Below are 22,083 nucleotides of genomic sequence, written 5' to 3' on the forward strand. Positions count from 1 at the left end.
GGCCCATGAGCCAATTGCCGATCGGATCACGGCCGCCCCGCGATCCCCAACGGCCGGTGGCCGATGCCCAGCGTGACGACCTCACCCAGCGGCTCAACACCGCCTACGAGCGCGGTGACCTGTCCCTGGAGGACTATCAGGGCCTGCTCGCGCAGCTCTTCGAGGCGCACACCACCGGCGATTTGGTGCCGGTGGTGCAGGCACTTCCCGCGCAGTACCGGGTGCCCTCGGCCCCGCAGGGGGCCGAGGTGGACACGAACCTCGCGCCCGGCGAGGTGAACCAGTCGCGCAAACGCGCCGATCTGAGCCTGCCGATGGCGAAGGTCGGCATCGGCATCGCTGCCGTACTGGCCATCATCGTGGTGGCGATCGTGATCGGCGTCGCGCTCTAGCCGGGCATCGCGCCCTGCCTGGGGGGGCGCTCAGACCGCGAAGATTCCGATCACCGGGTTCCACTCGAGGATCTCGCGCACCTTGAGGATGTCCTCGGTGTGCATCGGGTCCTGGTCCAACAAGGTGGCCACTTCCTCCGCGCTGTCGGCCTCGAAGATCAGCAGGGCCCGCTGGGGCTCCAGGCCGGGGAACGGCCCCGAGGCGCGCAGCACGCCGCGCTCGGCCAGTCCGCGCAGGAACTCACGGTGTCGGGGGCGTACTGCCTCGACGTCCTTGGCGGGATCGTAGGTGTAGTTCACGGCGAAGAAAGCCATGGGTTGCCTCCAGCAGCTCGATGCGTGGTGGCCGTTGTCTCCAACGGCGGTGTTGGTGCCCGTCAGACTACCGGTCTGCGCCGGCAATGGCGCAGTGAGTTGCCGGGTCGGGCACAGGCGGGGGCGCATGGCGGGACGGATCAGTGGGCAGGGCGAGCAGGGCCATGGATGGGGCGGTGGAGGGCACCCATCAGGGGCCACGCCGGGAGATTTGAGCGTGGTTGCCGGGCGACGTATAGTGGACCGTCGGTCACTCGTGTCCGAACGCGTTCGCGTGCTCGTAATCCCACACCGCAGTTTTCTGCTCGTGGGACACGGTACGCACTGTGCGCGACGGCGATCAAGAGATTGAGAGTTAATGGCGAAGAAAGAGGGAGCCCTCGAGTTGGAGGGCACCGTGGTTGAGGCTCTGCCCAATGCGATGTTCCGCGTTGAGCTGGACAACGGCCACAAGGTGCTCTCGACGATCAGCGGGAAGATGCGTCAGCACTACATCCGCATCCTGCCCCAGGACCGTGTGGTCGTGGAGCTGTCCCCCTACGATCTGACCCGTGGGCGCATCGTCTACCGGCATAAGTGATCAACGATCACGCGATCGAAGATCACGCGATTTGGCAAATACATCCATGACCAAGGGGCCTGTGCCCCGAGGTTGAGCAGAGGAGAGGCTCGATGAAGGTTCGTCCGAGCGTCAAGAGGATGTGCGAGCACTGCAAGGTGATCCGTCGCCGCGGTGTCGTGCGGGTAATTTGCACCAACCCGCGCCACAAGCAGCGTCAGGGCTGAGCACGCGCAGTCCGTCTGGACAATTGAACAACCCGGCCGCAAGGCCGGTCCACCCGCTGGACCAATCATCCGGCGGGCGGAAACAACACAACACAACGTGAGAGCAAGGCCGCAGGAAACTAGTGGTCGAACCCCCGGGCGAAGGCCGGGGCCCGCTGCCGGTGAGTATTGCCGGGAGGCCGACGGGAACGCCTCACGCCGTACACCTTCGCAGCCGGGGGACCGGCTGAAAACCAAGAAAGGTACCGCCTGATGGCACGCCTCCAAGGTGTAGACCTCCCACGCGAAAAGCGCCTGGAAGTCGCACTGACCTATATCTTCGGCATCGGGAAGACCCGAGCCGATGCAATCCTGGAAGCCACTGGAATCAGCCCCGACATCCGCGTGAAGGACGTCACGGATGCCCAGCTGGTCGAACTGCGTGACTTCATCGACGCCAACTACGAAGTCGAAGGCGATCTGCGCCGCTCCGTGGACGCCGACATTCGACGCAAGATCGAAATCGGCACCTACCAGGGCCGTCGCCATCGCGCTGGCCTGCCCGTGCGTGGACAGCGCACCCGCACCAATGCGCGCACCCGCAAGGGCCGCAAGAAGGCCGTCGCCGGCAAGAAGAAGGCCCGCTGATCCCCCGCAGGGACGCGGAACTAGGACTCCAGGAGAACAGGATTCATGGCAACAACTAGTCGTAAAGCCGCCTCGAAGACCAAGGTGCGGCGCAAGGTCAAGAAGAATGTGGTGACCGGTGAGGCCCACATCAAGAGCACGTTCAACAACACGATCATTGCGATCTCCGATCCCAATGGCGCGGTGATTGCCTGGGCCTCCGCCGGCACCGTCGGCTTCAAGGGCTCGCGCAAGTCCACCCCGTTCGCTGCCCAGATGGCTGCCGAGGCAGCCGGACGTCGCGCGATGGATCACGGCATGAAGCGCGTTGACGTCTTCGTCAAGGGCCCCGGCTCCGGTCGCGAGACCGCGATCCGCTCGCTGGGCGCCATCGGCCTGGAGGTCGGCACGATCTCCGACGTCACGCCCGTGCCCCACAACGGCTGCCGCCCACCCAAGCGCCGCCGCGTCTGATCCGAACCGACTGAAAAGGACTGAAGAACAATGGCCCGTTATACCGGCCCCATGACCAAGAAGTCCCGTCGCTTCGGGACGGACCTGGTTGGCAATGACAAGGCTTTCGAGCGTCGCCCCTATGCACCCGGTGTGCACGGTCGCGGCCGTACGAAGGATTCCGAGTACTCGCTGCAGCTCAAGGAGAAGCAGAAGGCTCGTTACGCCTACGGTGTGCTCGAGAAGCAGTTCCACCGCTACTACGAAGAGGCCTCGCGTCGTCCCGGCCGCACCGGTGACCTGCTGCTGCAGATCCTGGAATCGCGCCTCGACAACGTCGTGTATCGCGCCGGCTTCGCCTCCACGCGTCGCCAGGCCCGCCAGATGGTGAGCCACGGTCACATCCTCGTGAATGGCAAGAAGGTGAACATCCCCAGCTTCCGCGTGACTCCGCTCGACATCATCGACGTGCGCGCCAAGAGCCAGGAGATGACCCCCTTCGTCATCGCCCGCGAGACCTTCGGCGAGCGCGACGTGCCCGGCTGGCTGACCGTCAAGCCGAACAAGATGCGCGTGCTCGTGCACCAGCTGCCCACTCGCGAACAGATCGTCCTGGACGTGAACGAGCAGGAAATCGTCGAGCTCTACTCGAGGTAGGTCGCTCTGGCCGGTGTCGCCCTGCGGCGCCGGCCACCGGCTGCTTCGCCGAAATATCCGGGATCTCCCGGAACCCACCTGTCGCCTCGTCATATAGCGGTCGAGGCCGAAAGGAAACGAAAACATGCTCATTGCCCAGCGTCCGACGTTGTCGGAAGAAGTCGTCAACGACTTCCGCTCACGGTTCGTCATCGAGCCCCTGGAGCCCGGTTTCGGGTACACCCTGGGAAATTCACTGCGTCGCACCCTGCTGAGCTCCATTCCCGGAGCCTCCATCACCTCGATCAAGATCGAGGGGAACCAGCACGAGTTCAGCACCCTGCCCGGTGTTGTCGAAGACGTCACCGAGATCATCCTCAACCTCAAGGGCCTGGTGCTCTCGAGCGAAGAGGATGAGCCCGTGGCCATGTACCTGCGCAAGTCGGGTGCAGGCGAGGTGACCGCCGCCGATATCGCGGTGCCCACCGGCGTTGAGATCTACAACCCCGACCTGCACATCGCCACCCTGGCCGATGATGGTTCCATCGAGATGGAGCTGGTCGTCGAGCGCGGCCGCGGCTATGTGTCCAGCACGCTGAACAACAACCCGGATGCAGAGATCGGCCGCATTGCCGTCGACTCGCTGTATTCGCCGGTGCTCACCGTGAGCTACAAGGTCGAGGCCACCCGCGTGGAAACCCGCACTGACTTCGATCGCCTGATCGTCGACGTGGAGACCAAGCCGTCGATCCGTCCGCATGACGCGGTGGCGTCGGCCGGCAAGACGCTGGTTGAGTTGTTCGGCCTGTTCCGCGAGCTCAATGTCGAGGCCGAAGGCGTCGAGATGGGCCCGAGCCCGGTTGATGAGCAGCTGGCCGCCGACATGGCGCTGCCGGTTGAGGACCTCAACCTGTCGGTGCGCTCGTACAACTGCCTCAAGCGCGAGGGCATCCACACGGTGGGTGAACTGGTGAGCCGTTCCGAGCAGGATCTGCTCGACATCCGCAACTTCGGATCCAAGTCGATCGACGAAGTCAAGGAGAAGCTCGGCGACCTGGGCCTCACGCTGAAGGACAGCACCCCGGGCTTCGACCCGCTGGCCGCTGCCGATCGCTTTGAGGACGAGGACGACGGCGCGGACTACGCCGAAACCGAACAGTACTGATCTGGTGCGCCCTCCGGCGCTCCCAACATTTGGAGATTAAGACATGCCAAAGCCCACAAAGGGTCCCCGTCTCGGCGGAAGCCCGTCGCATCAGCGGATCATCCTGGCCAACCTGGCCACGCAGCTGTTCGAGCACGGCAAGATCACGACCACCCAGACGAAGGCTCGTCGGGTGCAGCCGTTCGCTGAGCAGCTGATCACCAAGGCCAAGCGCGGCGACCTGCACTCGCGTCGCCTGGCGGCGAAGACCGTCAAGGACAAGTTCGTGCTGCACCGTCTCTTCGACGAGATCGCCCCCACGATGGCTGAGCGCGAGGGTGGCTACACGCGCGTCACCAAGATCGGCAACCGCAAGGGCGACAACGCCCCCATGGCCGTGATCGAACTGATCACCGAGAAGCCCTCTGTGAAGGCAGCTCCCAAGGCCGCCGACAAGGCTGCCGACGTGAAGGCCGACATCGAGACCAAGGCCGAGAAGAAGGCCGACAAGGCCAACGAGGCCTCCTCCGAGAAGGTTGAAGCGGTGGAGGAGAAGGCCGAGGAGGCCAAGGCCAAGAGTGCCGAGGTGAAGGAAGCCAAGAAGGCGGAGCGCACCGTTCAGGAGTCCGTGGAGAAGTCCGACCACGAGTGAGCTTGAACACCAAGCACTGAACTGACCCGGTCAGGGCCCCGTGCGGGGCACCGACCGGGTCTTTTCACGTCCCGGGCCGGGCGCCGCCGGTGGTGCCTACGTGGCGGGCCTGCGCCCGGGCGACCACAATGGGCCCATGAGGATTGCCCAGCTTGCCAATTTCGTGGCGCCCCACTCGGGCGGAATGCGGGTGGCCCTGGACGGGCTGGGACGCGAATACGTGGCCGCGGGCCATGAACGGATCCTCATCGTGCCCGGCCTGCGGGACGCGGAGGTGGAAACCGCCTCGGGCGTCGTCTGCCAGATCGCTTCGCCCCGGGTGTCGGGCACCTATCGGATGATCGTGCGCCCGGGCGCCGTGCGTCGCGCCCTGCGCCGCTTCCGGCCGACGAACGTGGAGTGCTCTGATAAGTGGACGCTGGCCTGGACCGGCCGGTGGGCGACCCACCACGGGGTGGGGTCGGTGCTGTTCAGCCACGAGCGCCTCGACGACATGTTGGCCGGCTGGCTGCGGACGCGCCGCCCCATGCGACGGATGGTGGGGTTCCTCGACCGCCGGATCGTGCCCCGCTTTGATCGGGTCGTCGTGGCCTCCCAATATGCGGCCGAGGAGTTCGCGGCATGGTCGCCGCGCGTGCGCGTGGTGCCGCTGGGCGTGGACCTCAGCGAGTTCCGCCCGCTGCCGCGGACGCCCCGCGACGCCGGAGCCGCCCTCAGGTTGGTGCTCGTGTCACGCTTGTCGCGTGAGAAGGATCCGCAACTGGCCATTGATGCGGTGCTGGAGCTCCATCGACGCGGCGTGCCGGTGCGCCTGGACGTCTTCGGCAGTGGGCCCGACGAGGAGGCCCTGCGCAGCCGGGCCCGCGGCGGACCCATCACCTTCCACGGCTTCATCGCCGATCGCGGCGAGCTGTCGGCCCGGCTGGGTGCGGCCGACCTGTCCCTGTCCGTCTCACCGAAGGAGACCTTTGGACTCGTGGTGCTCGAGGCGTTGGCCAGCGGGACGCCGGTGCTCACCTCCAACCGCGGGGGAGCGCGCGAGATCATCACTCCGGGAGCCGGCGTGGTGGACGAGCCTGCCAGCGGCCATGTTCCCTGGGGCGCGTGGGCGCCGTCGCGTCCGACCGCACTGGCCGAGGCGATCGAGCAGCTGATCGGTCGACTGGGACCCGGGATGCGTCGGGCGGCACGCCAACGTGCCGAGCAGTTCAGCTGGCAGGATTGTGCCCACCGCATGCTGCAGGTGCACCAGGAGACGCTGGGGGATGGGGGACGTCAATAAGACGTCAATAAAGGGTGAGGCCCCCACCCGGCGCCATCCGCGAGATCGCGGACTGCGCACGGGCAGGGGCCCCACACACCAAAGACTCAGTTCAGGCCTTCGGCCCTGATCAGGCGCAACCCCAGGCCGACAGGCCGCTGGCTGCGTAGACCTTGTTGGCGATGGTGATCTGCTGGTCGCGGGTCGCGAGGTTGGCCGTGGGGGCATAGGCCGTGCCGCCGTAGGCAGCCCACGTGCTGGCCGCGAACTGCAGGCCGCCGTAGTAGCCGTTGCCGGTGTTGATCGACCAGTTGCCGCCCGACTCGCACTGGGCAATGCGATCCCAGATGCCCGAGTTGGCCGTGTCGGTGGCGCCACCCGAGGCAGCCTGGCCCGTGCCCACGAGCACGACCTTGCTGACGGGCTGCTTGTGGACGGTCTGCGACAGCACATCGCGCTGTGCTTCCTTGCCGTCCAGTGTCTTGATGCGGTAGGTGACCGTCCGGGCGCCCTCGACACCCGCGGTCTTCACCTTCGTGGTGCCCGAGGGGATGCTGGGATCTTCCTGACGCACGGTGTCGTAGTCGATCGGCTCGTCAACCGTCTTCTCATCGACATGGCCACGCTGCACCGTGAGCGTCATGCCCTCGACGGGCAGGGACTCCAGCGGGGCGCTGGTGACGTCATCGCCACCCACCTCGATGCCCAGGCCCTTCAGCAGGCCGCCCACGGTGGGATCGGTGCTGGAGACCTCGACGGTCCTGCCGTCGGCAATCACCTTCACGTGCCGCGGCGTGACCGCGGTGAAGGTCAGGCCCTCGCGTCCGACGTTCATCGAACGATCGACCGACAGCTTCGCGTCGTCACTCACACCGAGCTGGGCCAGGATCTCGGCCAGGTTGGTGGAAGTGGTCCACAGGGTGTGCGTCTGGCCGTTGAAGGTCACCGTGATCTGGCGGCCGAAGCGCACCGTCACGTTCTCCCCGTCATGCAGCTTCTGCGATGCATCGGGAATCACCTGGTCGTGATCGCCGAGCTGGATGCCCTGCTTGTCGAGCATGTCGGCGATGGTTCCGCCAAAATGATGGACGGTCTTCTGCTGTCCATCGACGTTGAGCGATACCTCATTGTCTGCGATGGCAGTTCCGACGCCGCCGACCGCAAGGGTCGCGATGCCGACTCCACCAATGAGCAGGGTCTTGAGACCGTTCTTCACGTGCTGTCTCCCGGCAGTTGACAATATCTGTGGGGTTCGGCGCGAGGGGAGCGTGCCAGGACCGAGCAACACTCTAGCGAATAGCTGAGAGAAAACAAAGAGTTTCTAAGTTAACCGGCCCCGTGGCGTGTCGGGGAGGGCGCACGGGCTTGGGTCTGAGATTCCTCAGCAGACACGGAACGGCCCCGCATCCACGAGGGATGCGGGGCCGTTCCCCGGTGCGCCGCCGGTCACCAGCGGACTGGGCACACGGGCTGCCCAGTCGATGCGGGTTGTTCAGGCGATGCGGTGTGCTCAGGCAACGCGTGCCTCGGAGAAGCGCAGGGCGACGTCGTCCCAGTTGACGACATTCCACCAGCTCTTCACGTAGTCACCCTTGACGTTCTTGTACTGCAGGTAGAAGGCGTGCTCCCACATGTCGAGCTGCAGCAGCGGGATGGAGCCGGCCGGCAGGTTGTTCTGGTGATCGTAGAACTGCAGGGTGTTGATGCGCTTGCCCAGCGGATCCCACACCAGCGAGGCCCAACCGGAGCCCTGGATGCCGGTGGCGGCAGCGGTGAACTGGGCCTTCATGTTGTCGAAGGAGCCGAAGAACTCATCGATCGCGGCGCCCAGCTCGTCGGTGGGACGCTCGGGGGCCGAGCCCTTGGGGGCCATGTTCTTCCAGAACACCGAGTGGTTCACGTGGCCGGCGAGGTTGAACGCCAGGTCCTTCTCAAGCTTGTTGATGGCACCGAAGTCGGCCTTGTCGCGGGCCTCGGCCAGCTTGTCGAGTGCCGTGTTGGCGCCGTCGACGTAGGCCTTGTGGTGCTTGTCATGGTGGAGCTCCATGATCTCACCCGAGATGTACGGCTCCAGGGCCGAGTAGTCGTAGGGAAGTTCCGGCAGAGTGTAAACAGCCATGTTGTCCTCTTTCAGTTGCGTTGCCTTACGTACCTGGTCTTGCGTGGCGCGCCGCGGGCCCGGAACCGGGTCCCTCCAACACTGGGGTGACGCGCCCTTCACTTGGAGCAACCTCCTGTCGATGGGGGATTATTCCCGGGCCCGCCAGTTTCGCGGGCAGGGAAAGGCCGAACTTGATCCAATGGTAGGAAAGGTCCGTGAGCGAACAGACACCGCCCCCGGGCGGCACATCCGGTCCGGACCCTGCGCGCGAAGAGCCGGTGATCAGTGCCTTCACCGAACCCCAGGAGAGCGCCACGACGCCATCGGGGGCCCACATCCCCACCCCCGTGCCCATGCCAGGATTCGCTCCACCACCGCCGATGCCCGCGCCCACTGCGGCGGGGATCATCGGCGACGACCCGTCGCTGGATGAACCGGTGCCCACCTCGGTCGCGCCGGGACGGACCCGTCCCGTGCGCCCTCCCGGCCCGCCCGCACTGAGCATCGTCGGATTGCGCAAGGCCTTCGGGGCCAAGCTCGCCGTCGCCGACCTGTCCATGGCCGTGCCGCGGGGCTGCATGTTCGGACTCGTCGGCCCCAACGGTGCCGGCAAGACCACCACCCTGTCGATGGCCACCGGATTGCTGCGCCCCGACGCCGGGCAGGTGCTGGTGGGCGATGTCGACGTCTGGGCCGACCCGGCCCGCGCCAAGGCCCTGATGGGCGTGCTGCCCGACGGCCTGCGCCTGTTCGACCGCCTCAGCGGACGCGAGCTGCTCAAGTTCGTCGGCCAGATGCGCCGCATGGACGAGGCCACCATCACCGATCGCAGCAACCAACTCCTGTCGACCCTGGGCCTGTCCGAGGACGCCAACACGATGGTGGCCGACTATTCGGCCGGCATGACCAAGAAGATCGGCCTGGCCTGCGCGCTGATCCACCGCCCGCGCCTGCTGGTGCTCGACGAGCCCTTCGAATCAGTCGATCCGGTGTCGGGCGAGACCATCCGCGAGATCCTGCACGATTTCGTCGCCGGCGGCGGCACCGTCGTGCTGTCAAGCCATGTGATGGAACTGGTGGAGACACTGTGTGACGCCGTTGCGGTGATGGCGGCCGGACGCCTGCTGGCGATCGGCGACACCGACGACGTGCGCCAGGGCAAGCCCCTGCAGCAGCGCTTCCTCGAGCTCGTCGGGGCCCATCACCTCGAGGGAGGTGGCCTTTCATGGTTGGGACGCTCGCAAAGCTCCAACTGACGCTCGCCTGGCGGGGCGTCCGCTCCAGCACGGGGCGCATCATCGGCACCGTCATCATGGGCATCTACGGGCTCGGGCTGACGGCATTGCTGGTCTTCGGCCTGGTGATGATGCGCACCCCCGCAATGGACGCCTGGCGCGGGCCGGTGCTCACCCTGGCCTTCGGCCTGGTCACCCTGGGCTGGCCGCTGATCACCATGTTCACCGCCGGCAGCAACGAACTGCTCGATCCCGGACGCTTCGCCCTGTTCCCGGTGACCGCCCGCCAGCTCATCCCCGGCCTGTTCGCGGCGGCCATGCTCGGCGCCGGCGCCCTCGATACGGCACTGCTGGCGCTGGGCACCGTCATTAGCTGGTCGGGCGGGCTCGGCACCGCCGTGGCCGCCGCAGTGGGTGCGGTGCTCGGCGTCGCCACCTGCGTGATCAGCGCCCGTGCCCTCACCGCGCTCATGTCGCGGGTGCTGGCCTCGCGCCGCTTCCGTGACGTCGGGGGCGTGGCCTTCTTCGCCGTGATCATGGCGGTGAGCTTCGGCATGCAATTCGGATCGCGGATCTTCGCCGACTCGGGTGCCCCGCAGGACGTCATCTTCATCGCGGCGCGGATCACCTCGTGGACCCCCTTCGGCTGGGCGTGGGCGCTGCCCTGGGACGTCGCGCAGGGGGCATGGTTGCCCGCGGCGGCGCACCTGGTGCTTGCTGCGGCACTGGTCTGGGCGCTGCTGCGGCTGTGGGAACGCAGCCTGGCCCGGGCCCTGGTCTCACCGCTCGACAGCGCCGCCGTCGGCGGCACCGTGAAGTCCGGACGCTTCGACTTCCTGGCCCCGCGTGGCCCGATCGGTGCCGTGGCGCGCCGCGACCTGCGGTATTGGCGACGCGACCCGCGCCGGCTCATCCAGCTGCTGGCCGTGATCGTGGTGCCGGTGTTCATGTTCGCGCCCGGACTGGCCCAGGGGATGTCGCAGGGTTCCAACTTCGCGGTGGACTTCGCCGCGGTGCTCGGCGGCGTGATCGTGGCCTCCACGCTGGCCTGGAGCATCAGCTATGACGGCTCCGCCCTGTGGATGCAGGTGCTCAGCGGCGTCACCGGACGCGAGGACCGGATCGGACGCTGCTGGAGCGTCACCATCGTCACCGCGCCCTATTTGTTGGTGGTGCTGTTCGGCTCGCTGTTCCTCACCGGTGACTGGCAGTTGCTGCCCGGCCTGATCGGGGCGTTGATCGCCGCCTTCGGATCATCCCTGGGTGTCGGCTCGCTCGTGGGCGCCCTGTGGCAACAGGCGATGCCCGCGCCCGGCGGCAATGTCTTCTCGCGCGGCTCGGGAACCACCGCCGAGAACTTCCTCGGCTCGATGGTTGCCATGATCGCGCCGATCGTGCTCACTGCACCCAGCCTGGCGTTGGCGATCGTCTCGTGGTGGAAGCCGTGGGCCGGGTGGGCCGCCATCGTGGTGGGCCTGGTCATCGGCTCGCTGGCCTGCTGGGCCGGCGTGCGGCTGGGCGGACGCCATCTGGACAAGCACTGGCCCGAGGTGCTCAACAAGGTGAAGGAGACCCACGCCTGAGCCGATGCGGGACGCTAGTCGAACCGGGCCTGGCGCGAGGTGCGCCGCAGGATGCGCATCAGGGGTCTGCCCAACAGGGCGATGAGTACGGCATTGGTCAGGGCACGGCCCATGTTCCAGCCGGCCGAGGTGACCGTGTCGAGCACGAAGAAGGTGTGCAGGTTGCGCCAGGGACTTGCCTCGGGATCGAAGCCGGGTGCGCCCATGCCCAGGCCGGTGGTGAAGGGCCAGAACGCGAAGTCCAGCAGATATCCGTAGCCGAAACCGGCGACGAAGCCGTAGAGGCACAGCACCACGATCTCACCGACCGACCCGGGACGCGGCCGGCGGCGGGGCAACAGGCCGGGCAGCAGCCCCACGAAACCGGCCCCGAGCATCTGATAGGGCAACCAGGTGCCCACCCCGCCGGTCAGGAGCGCCGAGGAGAACATCGTGAGGATGCCCAGCATGAATCCGAAGCTCGGGCCGAAGACGCGCCCGGCCAGGATCAGGAGCACGAAGACGGTTTCGATGCCGGCGGTGCCCGCGCTCACCGGCCGCACCGCAGTGCCCACGGCGGCCAGCACGCCCAGCATCGCCAGGGCCTTCACGTCCAGGTCCTCATTGGACAGCTCGGCAATCAGCAGGGCCAGCACCACGGCCATGATGGCGCCCATCACGAAGGGGGTGGCGGTGCGTCCGGAGGAGTCGGAGCCCAACACGGCTCCGGGACGCACGAACAGCGGCCAGCAGAAGGCCACCAACCCCAGCACGGCGGTGACGGCGAGCATCACCGAGGTGCGGGCGGACAGCCGCTTGCGTGGCTCCAGGGGCATCAGATAGCCACCGGCCGTCGCCGGCTCGCGGTGGCGCGTCAGCAGGTTCATGGCCGTATCGCCCCGTCTGCCTGCTGACGGCGTCCACGACGCACATCGGCCACCGTCAGGATCGGCTGCGGCCAGAACACCTTGGCCAGCTGCGGGGAGAAGGTCGGGGAGGCGGTGCATGCCTCGCGGGTGGTGTCGTCGGCGATGATGTCGCCCTCGGCCATCACGATCGTGCGGTCGGTGCTGGCGGCGGCGAACTCGACATCGTGGGTGGCCACCACGATGCACACACCGCGGGAGGCCAGGGTGCGCACCATCGTGGCCAGGTGGGCCTTCGTCGTGTAGTCCAGGCCGCGCGTGGGTTCGTCCAGCAGCACCACCCGCGGCCGCGAGGACAGTTGGATCGCCAACACCAGCGCCAGGCGCTGTCCCTCGGACAGGTCGTGCGGGTCGCGGCCCATGTCCAGTGCCACGCCCAGCTCGGACAGCAGGCCGGCAGTGGTGCCCTCGTCGCGGCCGCTCTCCTTGTCGGCCTGGCGGCATTCATCGCCCACGCTGGGCAGGTAGAGCAGGTCCGCCGCCGTCTGCGGCACCAGGGTGACCAGTTCACGGGCCTTCTCGACGCTGACAGTGCGGGGATCGGCTCCGGCCACCTCCAGGGTGCCGGAACTCGCGACGGCCCCCTGCATCGCCCACATCAGCGAGCTCTTGCCAGCACCATTGCGTCCCATCAGGGCGGTGATCTCACCGGCGCGGAAAGCCGTGGTCACCGCATTGACCGCCCGCGTCTCGCCGTAGTCGACGACCAGCTTGGTGGCGGTCAGCACCACGGGCCCGTCAGGCGCGGGTGCCTGCGGTGGGTCGGTGAGCACGATGTGCTCGGCCTTGACGCGTCGGCGCGCATCGCGCACGGTGAGCGGCACGGTGCTCCAACCCAGCGCCTGTGCCAGGCCCACCAGGGGCGGACGTACATCGGCGCGGGCCAGGACGTCTCCGGCGGGGCCCACCTGCACCGACCCGTCACCGGGCAGCCATGCCACCGAGTCGGCGAAGGCCATGACGCGTTCCAGACGGTGCTCGGCCACCACGACGGTCAGCCCCACCTCGTGCACCAGGGTGGTGATGGACGACAACACATCCTGGGCGGCCGTGGGATCCAGCGCACTGGTCGGTTCGTCGAGGACCACCACGCGCGGCTGGGCCGCCAACACCGCGGCGATCGCCACGCGCTGCTGTTGGCCGCCGGACAGGTCGGCCAGGGGCCGATGACGCAGGTCCGCGATGCCCATCAGGTCGAGTGTGTCCTCCACCCGACGTCGCATGGCCGGCTGGGCCACCCCCAACTGTTCCATCCCGTAGGCGATCTCGTCCTCAACCTTGTCGGTGACGAAACCGGCCAGTGGGTTTTGGCCGACGCTTCCCACCACGCGCGCCAGGTCGCGGGGGCGGTGTTGGCTGGTGACCATCGTGTCGACCTGCACCGTGCCGGTCAGGCGGCCGCCGTCGAACCAGGGAACCAGGCCGTTGATCGAGCGCAGCAACGTTGACTTGCCGGTGCCGGTGCGTCCCACCAGCAGGCACAGGTCGCCCTCGGGGATCTGGAAGCTGACATCGTGCAGCACCGGATCGCTGGCGCCGGTGTAGGTGAAACTGACATCGCGGAATTCGATCATGCCTCGCCTGCCGGGGGAGTGGTGGTGGCCGCAATCGGGGCCAGGATCAGCCCGATGATCACGATCATCAGAGGGTCAAGGGCCGGCCAGGTGGCGGGCTGGGCCGGCGGGGTGAGCACCTTCGGCGCGATGATGCCGAGCTGCACCGTGATGCCGATCACGGCCAGGCCACACAGGGCCGTGATGGATTCACGGGCCCGCCAGGGGTCGGGGCGGTAGTGGGTGACCGCGAGTTGCCGGCCCGACGAGCGCAACGCGATCACGGCGGCCACCACTCCGGCGCCGAGCGTCGAAATGCCCAGCGCCGCGCCGTTGGCCAGCGACAGTAGCGAGAAGGCACCGAAACACAGCAACGCCAGGGAGGCGAGCATCGCGAATCCGGCGCCCCGTCCCACGCGGGCCTTGTCGCGGGTGGAGCCGTAGCCGCGCGATTCCATGGACGCGGCCAGGCTCATCGAGCGTTCGATGGAGTCCTGCAGCACGGGGATGATGAGCGCGCCCAGGCCACGTAGCCCCCGCACGGTGCCACCGCGTAGCCGACGTGCCCGGCGGATGCGCAGCAGCGACTCGACCAGTTGGGGTGCCACCGACATGGCGATCACCAGCGCCGTGGACACCTCATAGAGCGCGGAGGGCACCGAACGCAGGGCCCTCTTGGGATTCGCCAGTGCATTCGCCGCACCCAGGCAGATGATCATGGCGCCGAGCCGTCCCGCATCGGCGGCGGTGTACACCAGGCCCTCCAGCGTCACCGGGCCGCCCAGCCTGATGCCGGCCATCCAGCCGGGCAATTGCAGCTGGGGCAGCGTGAAGAGCACCCTGCCGTACCGGATGCCACCGATGGTGATCTGGAAGAGCATTCGGATGGTGACGATCACCAGCGCCAGGGTGATGTAGAGGCCCATGGCGCGGGCCCACGGCGCGTCGCTGCGGCGCACCATCACCACCGTGATCACGGCGGCGCAGACCAGCACGATGAGCGCCAGGTTGTGGGTGAGGCTCACTGCCGCGGCGGCACCGATCGCCCAGCACCACCATGCCCAGGGGTGGGTGCTGCGACGCGCCATGCGGTGGACGCTGGCCGGGGCGGCGACCACCGGTGCCGCAAGCCGCGGCAGGAGCCTGCTCACGCGAGGGGCCGATCAGGAACCGGAGACGGAGCTCGTGGCGGAGCTGGCCTCGGCGCTCTGGCTTGCACTCGCCGCAGCGGACACGCCGTCGAGCTTGGGCGTGCAGGTGGTGCCGTAGCACCAGCCCTCGATCGAGCCGGCCTTGGGCGATGAGTCGTCGGCGCCCTTGTCGGAATAGGTCCAGCTGCCGTTGGGCGTGGCCGTGTAGTACTGCCAGTAGGCGCCGGTGAAGGTGGCCGGGCACGGGTTGGGGTAGTCGCCCAGGGTGCAGATCATCTTGCCGTCGGAGCTGCGTCCGATCGCCACATTGGCGGCCTCCAGGGCGGCGGTGCCGGTGCTTGGCGTACCGACGCACTGGTTGGCAAGCGTCTTGTCCTGGTCGGTCTGCACGACGAGCCACACCTTGCCCTGGCTGGTGCAGTCCTTCATCGACAGCGCCGTGGCGGTGTTCGACGGTGAGCTCGACGAGCCTGACGTCGACGAGGAACAGCCCGCCAGGGCGGTGATGGCGCACAGTCCGAGGGCTGCGACGGCAAGGGTGGGTGAGGACTTCATGGTGCTTCCTTTCATGGGCGGCGGACCGGAGCCCGCCGGCTTTCCTGGGCGGCGGTACGGAACCCGCCGGCTTTCACGGGGCTCCGGAGAGGAGCGCGCCCGGGGGAAGCGGCTACTCCTCGGCCGTTGCCTCGACGGTACGGAGTACGGACCCCATGAGGTGCTCCGGCTTGCCGCGCAGGCGGCTCACGGTTGCGGGACAGCTCCGGTTTCACACCGGCTTTCCCTCATCGGGTCACGCAGCACAATCTAGCCCAGCAGGGACGCCGCGAGGCGAGGGTTTGTGCTTGCTCAGTGCCGGCGCGTGACGTCGAACACCCGATAGCCCTTCGCTGAGCCGAGGCGATCGACCTGCCAGCCCTGGCCGGTCAGCCATTTCGCCAGCGAGTCCGAGCCGAGGTTGTGGGCCACCACCAGGTGGGCGACACCATCCTCGGTGAGGCGGTTCAGCCAGGTGTCCAACAGCTCGTGCAGCGCGGCCTTGCCGATGCGGATCGGCGGGTTCGACCAGATTTCGTCGTAGCGCACGTCGGCGGGCACCTGATCGGGGGCCGACGCGCTCACCCGACTCGCCACCCCCAGGGCCTTCGCGTTCATGGCGGTGAGTTCCACCGCACGCTCGTTCACGTCGATGGCGTCCACCCGGGCCCGGGGGCACTCGGTGGCAAGGGCGACGGCGATCGGTCCGAAGCCGCAGCCGAGATCGAGGAAGCGCGCCGGACGGTCCGCCGGCGGATCCAGGGTGCGCAGCAGCACCGAGGTGCCCAGGTCCAGGCGGTACTGGCTGAAGACGCCATTGGAGCTGCGGAACTCGTAGTCATGTCCCCAGATGGTGGCGTGCAGCTGGTGGTACTTGGCCGGGCCCTCGGGGTTGACGAAGTACTGGGTCATCTGTGGCTCCTCATCGTGGCGGATGTCCATGATCGGCTCATCCCTCGAATCCGCAGCCGCAGTCGTCGCTGTCGACGGGGCCGGTGGTTTCCGGGCCAGCAGGCAGGGAGCGTCGCGCATGCGCCGCCCGTGCCCGCTGGGCCAGTTCGTGGTCGGGGGCGTAGGCGACCTGCTCGAGGCACAGGCCGCGGGCCGGCATGACGGTGACCGACCCGGCGCGCGTTGGGCCGGCGGCCACCTCGTCGAGCCAGTCCATGGATTGGGTGCCGGAGCCGACCGCCACCAGCGCGCCGGTCAGCGAACGCACCATGGAGTGGCAGAAGGCGTCGGCCCGCACGGTGAGCTCGATTGTGCCGCACCCGTCCGCCACCCGGTGCGCCTCGCACTGCAACAGCGTGCGGATGGTGGTGGCGCCCTCGCGGCGACGGCAGAACGGCGCGAAATCACGCAGGCCCAGCAGCCGCGACCCGGCGGCGGTCATCAGTTCCGGGTCGAGGTCCAGCGACTTGGTGGTGACCATGCCGCGCAGCAGGGGATCGGGATGCGAGGAGAGGTCCCACAGCCGGTAGACATAGCGCCGCCAGATCGCCGCGAACCGGGCGTCGAAACCGGGCGGCGCCACGGTGAGGCGACGCACCACGATGTCGGGGGGCAGGGCCCGCAGGAGTCGGCGCTTCAGTTCCGCGGCGTCCATCGTGGCGGGCAGGTCGGCGTGGGCCACCTGGCCGCGCGCGTGGACGCCGGCGTCGGTGCGCCCCGCCACGACGAGCCGGACGGGTTGTGCGGTGCCGGCGATGCGGGTGAGCCAGGTGGCCAGCTCACCCTCCACCGTGCGTTGGCCCGGCTGCATCGCCCAGCCATGGAAGTGGCTGCCGTCATAGCTGAGGTCAAGGCGGAAGCGGCGATCACCCATTCTCGCCATCCCCCTCGGGGTGGACGCGACGGTAGGCCAGATCGCGCACCTCGCGCCCGGCGTCCAGCCCACGCTTCTCGAAGCGGGTGAAGGGGCGGTCCGGGCGTGGCGCCCAGCCGCCGGGACGATCAGAGTAGACATTGGTCAAGCCGGGCTCGGCGTCGAGCACCTCACGCATCTGGTCGGCATAGTCGGCCCAGTCGGTGGCCAGTCGCCACAACCCCCCGGGTGCCAGCCGGTCGGCCACCAGCGCCGCGAAGCCCGGCTGCACCAGGCGTCGCTTGTGGTGGCGCTTCTTCGGCCACGGATCGGGGAAAAAGGTCCACAATTCGCTCAGCTCACCGGGCCGGACCAGTTCGCGCAGGCCCTCGCCACCATCGGCGACGACCAAGCGCACATTGTGCACATCGGCGCGGGCGAGCTTGCCCATCGTCGAGGCGACGGCGGTCAGGTACACCTCGAAGGCGATCACATTGTCACTGGGGCGGGCACCCGCCATGGCCACCAAGGAGTCACCGACCCCCGAGCCGATCTCGGCGACCAGGGGAGCTTGTCGCCCGAAGACCTGCGGCCAGCTCATGGTGGCGCCGTGGCGCACCGAGGTGGACAGCCGGTCGTGGGGCACCTCCACCAGGTATTCGCTGCTGTGGCTGGCCAGGGCCTGGCGCTGGGATTCGTTCATCCGCGGGCTGCGTCGTACGAAGGAGACCACGCCGCGGCGCCCATTGATGGGATCGACGCTTGAGTGACTGGTGCCGGAGGGGTCGGAGCTGGTTCCACCGGGGCCGAACCGGCCGCCAGCAGAGCCGTCTGCCATGGCATGGTGCACGCGCGCGTTGTCCGACACGGGATAGCAGCCTACTTTGCCCGCGCCCGACATGCCGTGGACGGCCCCGGACGCGTCGGCTGAAAAGGGGGCATGGGGGACCTAGGCTCACAAGAAGTGTTCGATCCGTGGGCACACAGGGCCTGCGGGAGGCGCCCCGACCCATGGAGGAACGATGCCCAAACCACTGGCCACACTGCTCAATGTCATCTGGCTCGTCCTGGGCGGCGTCTGGCTCGCGCTGGGATATGTGGTGGCCGGGGTGATCGGTTGCGTGCTCATCGTCACCATTCCCGCCGGCATCGCATCCTTGCGCATGGCCCGCTATGTGCTGTGGCCCTTCGGGCGCACCGTCGTGCCCAAGCCGGGTGCCGGTGCGGGCACCGCCGCGATGAACGTCATCTGGATGATCGTCGCCGGCTGGTGGCTCGCCCTGCTGCACATCATCAGTGCCCTGGCCCAGGCCGTCACGATCGTGGGCATCGCCAACGCGGTGGTGTCCCTCAAGATGATCCCGATCAGCGTGATGCCCTTCGGCAAGCAGATCGTCAGCACGACCTCGAACCGCTGACTGTCGGGCTGCTGGGGTTCGGACTGCAGAGGGCCGGACCGGCGGTCGCCCGTCGCCGTGGCACCGCATCAGGTCCCATGGGGAGGGTCCCCGCCCGGGGGACCCTCCCCATGGGACGCGTGAGCCGGGGCTCAGCCCCGCTCGTCCAGCACCTGCTGCGCCAGCTCGGGCGGCATCAGTTCATAGCCGGCCGGCTCGCGTTCGAAGCGTCCGGTGCCGTGCGAAAGGCCCCGCAGGTCAATGGCATAGCGGGTCAGCTCGCTGGCGGGTACCAGTGCCGTCACGGTGGTGCGCCCGTCGTCACCGCCGTGCTGGCCGGTCACGCGTCCGCGCCGTGAGCCGAGGTCAGTCATCACCGCGCCGACGTATTCGTTGCCGCAGACCACGGTGACCTCGTCGAAGGGCTCCAGCAGCGCCACCGTCTCCGCGCTGGCCGCATCACGCAGCGCCGCGGCCCCGGCCGCCTGGAAGGCCATGTCGGAGGAGTCCACCGAATGCGCCTTGCCGTCGGTGAGGGTGACCTTCACGTCCACCACGGGGTATCCGCTGAGCACGCCGCGATCCAGCTGGGTGCGCACGCCCTTCTCGACCGACGGGATGAACTGCCTGGGCACCGAGCCACCCACCACCTCCTCGGCGAAGACGAAGCCCGAGCCGCGCTCACCGGGTTCGATGCGGACGTTCGCCAGGGCGTACTGCCCATGCCCGCCGGACTGCTTCACATGGCGTCCATGGCCCACCGTCTCGGCGATGAAGGTCTCGCGCAGGGGGATCTTGATCTCCTCGCGCTCGACGTTGACGCCGTAGCGGCCGGTCAGGCGGGCCAGCAGCAGGTCGAGGTGGGCCTGGCCCATCGTCCACAGCACCAGCTGGTCGGTGGCGGGGTCCCGTTCCACGCTCACGGTGGGGTCCTCCACCAGCAGTCGCTGCAGGGCATTGGACAACTTGTCGTCGTCGTTGCGGCTGGTGGCATGCAGCGCCAGGGGCAACAGGGGGCGGGGCAGCGGCCAGGGCTCCACCACCATGGGGGCGTCGGTGTCCGACAGCGTGTCGGAGGTCTGCGCGTGCGCCATCCGGGCCACATAGACGATCTGGCCGGCGATGGCGGCATCCTGCACGGCGGTGTCGGTGCCCACCGGCACGGTGATCTGGCCGACGCGCTCCTCGTCATCGTGGTCGGGATGGTGATCCAGGGCGCGGCCGGTCATCGCCTCACGGTGCCCGGCCACGTGCACCGTGGCATCGGTGCGCAGGGTGCCCGAATAGATGCGCACCATCGACAGGCGCCCGGCGTAGGGGTCGGCCACCGTGCGGATCACCTGCGCCACGAGCGGTCCGGCGGGATCGCCCAGTTCGGGTTCCACCAGGTCGTTGCCGGCCGTGGTGATCGCGGGCAGCACGCGACGGTTGGGCATCGGGAAGCCGCGATGGATCATGCCGAGCAGTTCCTCCACGCCGATGCCGTCCATCAGCACGGGGATCACCGGGAAGAAGGTGCCGTGGTAGAGCGTCCGGAACAGCGCCTCCACGACCTTGCCGGTCTCGAGGTCGTCGCCGTTGAAGTAGCGCTCCAGCAGGTCCTCATCCTCGGACTCGGTGATGATGCTCTCGACGTAGTCGGCGCGGAAGGCATCCATCTCCGCGCGTTCCAGTGGGGTGGTGTCGCGGGTGACGCGCTGGCCGGACGAATAGTCGTGCACATGGCCGGTGAGCAGGCTGATGTTGCCGATCACCTCGCCGCCCTCCTCGCGCAGCAGGGGCAGGTATGCCGGATGCGTGCCGGCACCGAAGGCCTCGTGGATGAGCTCGGTGGTGGCGAAGAAGTCGGCCTTGTCGGTGTCGAGCTTGGTCACCACGATCGCCCGCGGCTTGTTCACCTCGGCACACTCGGCCCACAGGGCGGCCGTGATGGGGTCGGCGCCATCGGCGGCACTCACCACGAACACGGCCCCATCGGCGGCCCTCAACCCGGCACGCAGGTCGCCGTAGAAGTCGGGATGGCCGGGGGCGTCCAGCAGGTTGATCACCACATCGGAGCCGGCGGTGTCATTGTGGTTGCCGATCGTGGCAAGCGTCAGGGCCGAGGCGCGCTCGGCATCGTCACGTTCGCCGCGATAGCCCGGTATGCGGGCCCGCAGGAGGTTCTCGAACAGGGTGGTCTTGCCCGACCCTGCGGAGCCGACGAGCACCACATTGCGCAGGTCGGTGGGGGAGGAAACGGTTCTCATCGCGTTCGCCTTTGAACTCATGACCCAACATTGCCCGCACCCCGTCGCGACGCGCAAGGTTTTGGCACATTCTGCAGGCCCTATTACGCCTGTCATGGGCATGTACGGCCCCGAACCGGGGAAAAGTCGGCTATGCGAGTTTGACCGGGGTACATCCGGCGGACTACCTTAGATAGCTGTTGCGCCCCTGCGTCGGGTGACGTCGCGCTCGGGTTTCACTCTTGTGACCCCGAAGCCGTGCGAGCCGGACGGAGCGCTCTCAGAATTCGTTGTGAACCTAGTGGAAGATGGTCTGCGACCGTGTCAACCTACAGCCCGAAGCCTGGCGACATCACCAGGACCTGGCATGTCATCGATGCCGAGGATGTCGTGCTCGGACATCTCGCCGTGGCCGCTGCCACTCTGCTGCGCGGCAAGCACAAGCCGACGTATGCGCCTCATATGGATACCGGCGATTTCGTCGTCATCGTGAATGCCTCGAAGATCGCCATCAGTGGCAACAAGCGCGAGGGTTCCCTGCGCCACCGCCACTCCGGCCGTCCCGGTGGCCTGCACACGACCTCGATCGGTGAGCTGCTCGACAGCGATCCGCGCAAGGCCGTCGAGCTCGCCGTGTGGGGCATGATGCCGAAGAACAAGCTGAGCCGTCAGCAGATGTCGAAGCTGAAGGTTTACGCCGGGCCTGATAACCCGCACAAGGCTCAGAATCCTGAGCCCTACGAAATCAAGCAGGTTGCGCAGTGAGCGCGCCGACCAACGAGGATTCGACTGTGTCACAGACCACCAATGACGACGTCGAGACCGGCACGACGCCGTTCACCGACGAGAACAACCGCGAGATCGCCTATCGCGCTGACTCCACCGGAGCTGCTCCGAACGCCTCAACGTCGCGTTCGGCTGTCATCGCTCCCGGAATCGGCCTGGGTCGCCGCAAGGAAGCCGTCGCCCGCGTGCGACTGACTCCCGGCACCGGCAAGTACACCGTCAACGGCAAGACCCTTGAGGCGTACTTCCCCAACAAGCTGCACCAGCAGCTGATCAACGAGCCCTTCGTGGTGTCCGGCTCCGCCGACGCCTATGACGTCGTGGCCCGCATCGTTGGTGGCGGCATCTCCGGTCAGGCCGGCGCCCTGCGCCTGGGCATCGCCCGTGCGCTCAACCAGATCGACGAAGAGGTGAACCGTCCCGGGCTGAAGAAGGCCGGACTGCTCACCCGCGATTCGCGCGCCGTCGAGCGCAAGAAGGCCGGCCTGAAGAAGGCCCGCAAGGCCCCGCAGTACTCCAAGCGCTGATCCACGCGCCCACTTCGAATGGCTCGACCCCGCT

At 67.8% G+C, this 22,083-nt stretch carries 25 protein-coding genes and 1 riboswitch; of the genes, 14 read left to right on the forward strand and 11 right to left on the reverse strand.

Translation table 11 applies throughout. The features are described from left to right. Positions 1 to 5 precede the first annotated feature (5 nt). Complete coding sequence (locus RM25_RS02760; protein ID WP_013160519.1) at positions 6 to 392, forward strand: DUF1707 SHOCT-like domain-containing protein; 387 nt, start codon at positions 6 to 8, stop codon at positions 390 to 392. A 30-nt stretch (positions 393 to 422) separates the two neighbouring features. On the opposite strand, the gene RM25_RS02765 is transcribed toward RM25_RS02760, so the two are convergent. Continuing rightward, a complete protein-coding gene (locus RM25_RS02765; RefSeq protein ID WP_013160520.1) occupies positions 423 to 707 on the reverse strand; it encodes a YciI family protein in 285 nt (94 codons plus the stop codon). Between the two features lie 358 nt (positions 708 to 1,065). Here RM25_RS02765 and infA point away from each other — a divergent pair, with 358 nt between their 5' ends. The 8 genes from infA (at position 1,066) to RM25_RS02800 (ending at position 6,266) form a co-directional block, all read left to right on the forward strand. Next, on the forward strand, positions 1,066 to 1,287 hold the full coding sequence (infA, locus tag RM25_RS02770; protein ID WP_013160521.1) for a translation initiation factor IF-1: 222 nt from the start codon (positions 1,066 to 1,068) through the stop codon (positions 1,285 to 1,287). A 92-nt stretch (positions 1,288 to 1,379) separates the two neighbouring features. After that, positions 1,380 to 1,493 (forward strand): 50S ribosomal protein L36, encoded by a 114-nt coding sequence (gene rpmJ / locus RM25_RS12235; protein WP_013160522.1) that lies wholly within the window; start codon positions 1,380 to 1,382, stop codon positions 1,491 to 1,493. 252 nt (positions 1,494 to 1,745) lie between these two features. Next, complete coding sequence (gene rpsM, locus RM25_RS02775; RefSeq protein WP_013160523.1) at positions 1,746 to 2,120, forward strand: 30S ribosomal protein S13; 375 nt, start codon at positions 1,746 to 1,748, stop codon at positions 2,118 to 2,120. Positions 2,121 to 2,165: 45 nt separating this feature from the next. Continuing rightward, complete coding sequence (gene rpsK, locus RM25_RS02780) at positions 2,166 to 2,573, forward strand: 30S ribosomal protein S11 (protein WP_013160524.1); 408 nt, start codon at positions 2,166 to 2,168, stop codon at positions 2,571 to 2,573. A 30-nt stretch (positions 2,574 to 2,603) separates the two neighbouring features. Then, positions 2,604 to 3,209, forward strand: a complete 606-nt coding sequence (rpsD, locus tag RM25_RS02785) for a 30S ribosomal protein S4 (RefSeq protein ID WP_044636021.1) — start codon at positions 2,604 to 2,606, stop codon at positions 3,207 to 3,209. A gap of 124 nt (positions 3,210 to 3,333) precedes the next feature. Next, complete coding sequence (locus RM25_RS02790) at positions 3,334 to 4,353, forward strand: DNA-directed RNA polymerase subunit alpha (protein ID WP_013160526.1); 1,020 nt, start codon at positions 3,334 to 3,336, stop codon at positions 4,351 to 4,353. A 43-nt stretch (positions 4,354 to 4,396) separates the two neighbouring features. Further along, on the forward strand, positions 4,397 to 4,984 hold the full coding sequence (gene rplQ / locus RM25_RS02795) for a 50S ribosomal protein L17 (protein WP_013160527.1): 588 nt from the start codon (positions 4,397 to 4,399) through the stop codon (positions 4,982 to 4,984). A gap of 136 nt (positions 4,985 to 5,120) precedes the next feature. Next, on the forward strand, positions 5,121 to 6,266 hold the full coding sequence (locus RM25_RS02800; RefSeq protein WP_044636635.1) for a glycosyltransferase: 1,146 nt from the start codon (positions 5,121 to 5,123) through the stop codon (positions 6,264 to 6,266). A 109-nt stretch (positions 6,267 to 6,375) separates the two neighbouring features. Here the strand turns inward: RM25_RS02800 and RM25_RS13360 are convergent, their stop codons facing one another. Both RM25_RS13360 and RM25_RS02810 read right to left on the reverse strand, forming a co-directional pair. Then, positions 6,376 to 7,461: a resuscitation-promoting factor gene (locus tag RM25_RS13360; RefSeq protein WP_063493819.1), complete on the reverse strand. Its 1,086-nt coding sequence runs from the start codon at positions 7,459 to 7,461 to the stop codon at positions 6,376 to 6,378. Between the two features lie 294 nt (positions 7,462 to 7,755). Further along, entirely contained in the window at positions 7,756 to 8,364 is a 609-nt protein-coding gene (locus RM25_RS02810) for a superoxide dismutase (protein ID WP_044636022.1), read from the reverse strand. Between the two features lie 539 nt (positions 8,365 to 8,903). On the opposite strand from RM25_RS02810, the gene RM25_RS02815 reads away from it, so the two are divergent. Both RM25_RS02815 and RM25_RS02820 read left to right on the forward strand, forming a co-directional pair. Next, on the forward strand, positions 8,904 to 9,602 hold the full coding sequence (locus RM25_RS02815; RefSeq protein WP_196488113.1) for an ABC transporter ATP-binding protein: 699 nt from the start codon (positions 8,904 to 8,906) through the stop codon (positions 9,600 to 9,602). After that, positions 9,572 to 11,164 carry a hypothetical protein gene (locus tag RM25_RS02820; RefSeq protein ID WP_044636023.1) on the forward strand — a complete coding sequence of 531 codons (1,593 nt, stop codon included), beginning with the start codon at positions 9,572 to 9,574 and terminating at the stop codon, positions 11,162 to 11,164. The genes RM25_RS02815 and RM25_RS02820 overlap by 31 nt, the downstream gene beginning before the upstream one ends. 14 nt (positions 11,165 to 11,178) lie before the next feature. On the opposite strand, the gene RM25_RS02825 is transcribed toward RM25_RS02820, so the two are convergent. The 7 genes from RM25_RS02825 to trmB all read right to left on the reverse strand — a co-directional run bounded on the left by RM25_RS02825 (position 11,179) and on the right by trmB (position 17,979). After that, on the reverse strand, positions 11,179 to 11,979 hold the full coding sequence (locus RM25_RS02825) for an ECF transporter S component (protein ID WP_044636638.1): 801 nt from the start codon (positions 11,977 to 11,979) through the stop codon (positions 11,179 to 11,181). A 47-nt stretch (positions 11,980 to 12,026) separates the two neighbouring features. Then, positions 12,027 to 13,643, reverse strand: a complete 1,617-nt coding sequence (locus tag RM25_RS02830; RefSeq protein ID WP_044636024.1) for an ABC transporter ATP-binding protein — start codon at positions 13,641 to 13,643, stop codon at positions 12,027 to 12,029. After that, complete coding sequence (locus RM25_RS02835; RefSeq protein ID WP_048768997.1) at positions 13,640 to 14,773, reverse strand: energy-coupling factor transporter transmembrane component T; 1,134 nt, start codon at positions 14,771 to 14,773, stop codon at positions 13,640 to 13,642. The genes RM25_RS02830 and RM25_RS02835 overlap by 4 nt, the downstream gene beginning before the upstream one ends. Positions 14,774 to 14,785: 12 nt before the next feature. Further along, on the reverse strand, positions 14,786 to 15,328 hold the full coding sequence (locus RM25_RS02840; RefSeq protein WP_080774462.1) for a hypothetical protein: 543 nt from the start codon (positions 15,326 to 15,328) through the stop codon (positions 14,786 to 14,788). Positions 15,329 to 15,438: 110 nt separating this feature from the next. Then, a riboswitch (adenosylcobalamin (AdoCbl) riboswitch) is annotated at positions 15,439 to 15,578 on the reverse strand. A 41-nt stretch (positions 15,579 to 15,619) separates the two neighbouring features. After that, positions 15,620 to 16,249, reverse strand: coding sequence for a class I SAM-dependent methyltransferase (locus RM25_RS02845; RefSeq protein WP_044636025.1), 630 nt, complete (start codon positions 16,247 to 16,249; stop codon positions 15,620 to 15,622). A 7-nt stretch (positions 16,250 to 16,256) separates the two neighbouring features. Beyond that, positions 16,257 to 17,132: a tRNA pseudouridine(38-40) synthase TruA gene (gene truA, locus RM25_RS02850; protein WP_044636026.1), complete on the reverse strand. Its 876-nt coding sequence runs from the start codon at positions 17,130 to 17,132 to the stop codon at positions 16,257 to 16,259. Then, a complete protein-coding gene (trmB, locus tag RM25_RS02855) occupies positions 17,125 to 17,979 on the reverse strand; it encodes a tRNA (guanosine(46)-N7)-methyltransferase TrmB (RefSeq protein WP_052809093.1) in 855 nt (284 codons plus the stop codon). The genes truA and trmB overlap by 8 nt, the downstream gene beginning before the upstream one ends. 154 nt (positions 17,980 to 18,133) lie before the next feature. On the opposite strand from trmB, the gene RM25_RS02860 reads away from it, so the two are divergent. After that, complete coding sequence (locus tag RM25_RS02860) at positions 18,134 to 18,529, forward strand: YccF domain-containing protein (protein WP_230692594.1); 396 nt, start codon at positions 18,134 to 18,136, stop codon at positions 18,527 to 18,529. A gap of 131 nt (positions 18,530 to 18,660) precedes the next feature. Here RM25_RS02860 and RM25_RS02865 read toward each other — a convergent pair whose 3' ends face one another. Next, a complete protein-coding gene (locus tag RM25_RS02865; RefSeq protein WP_230954625.1) occupies positions 18,661 to 20,757 on the reverse strand; it encodes an elongation factor G-like protein EF-G2 in 2,097 nt (698 codons plus the stop codon). 300 nt (positions 20,758 to 21,057) lie between these two features. Here RM25_RS02865 and rplM point away from each other — a divergent pair, with 300 nt between their 5' ends. Both rplM and rpsI read left to right on the forward strand, forming a co-directional pair. Beyond that, entirely contained in the window at positions 21,058 to 21,501 is a 444-nt protein-coding gene (gene rplM / locus RM25_RS02870) for a 50S ribosomal protein L13 (protein WP_013160543.1), read from the forward strand. A 26-nt stretch (positions 21,502 to 21,527) separates the two neighbouring features. Beyond that, entirely contained in the window at positions 21,528 to 22,049 is a 522-nt protein-coding gene (rpsI, locus tag RM25_RS02875; RefSeq protein WP_036939925.1) for a 30S ribosomal protein S9, read from the forward strand. Positions 22,050 to 22,083: the final 34 nt, after the last annotated feature.

Source organism: Propionibacterium freudenreichii subsp. freudenreichii (assembly GCF_000940845.1).
GTDB lineage: Bacteria > Actinomycetota > Actinomycetes > Propionibacteriales > Propionibacteriaceae > Propionibacterium > Propionibacterium freudenreichii.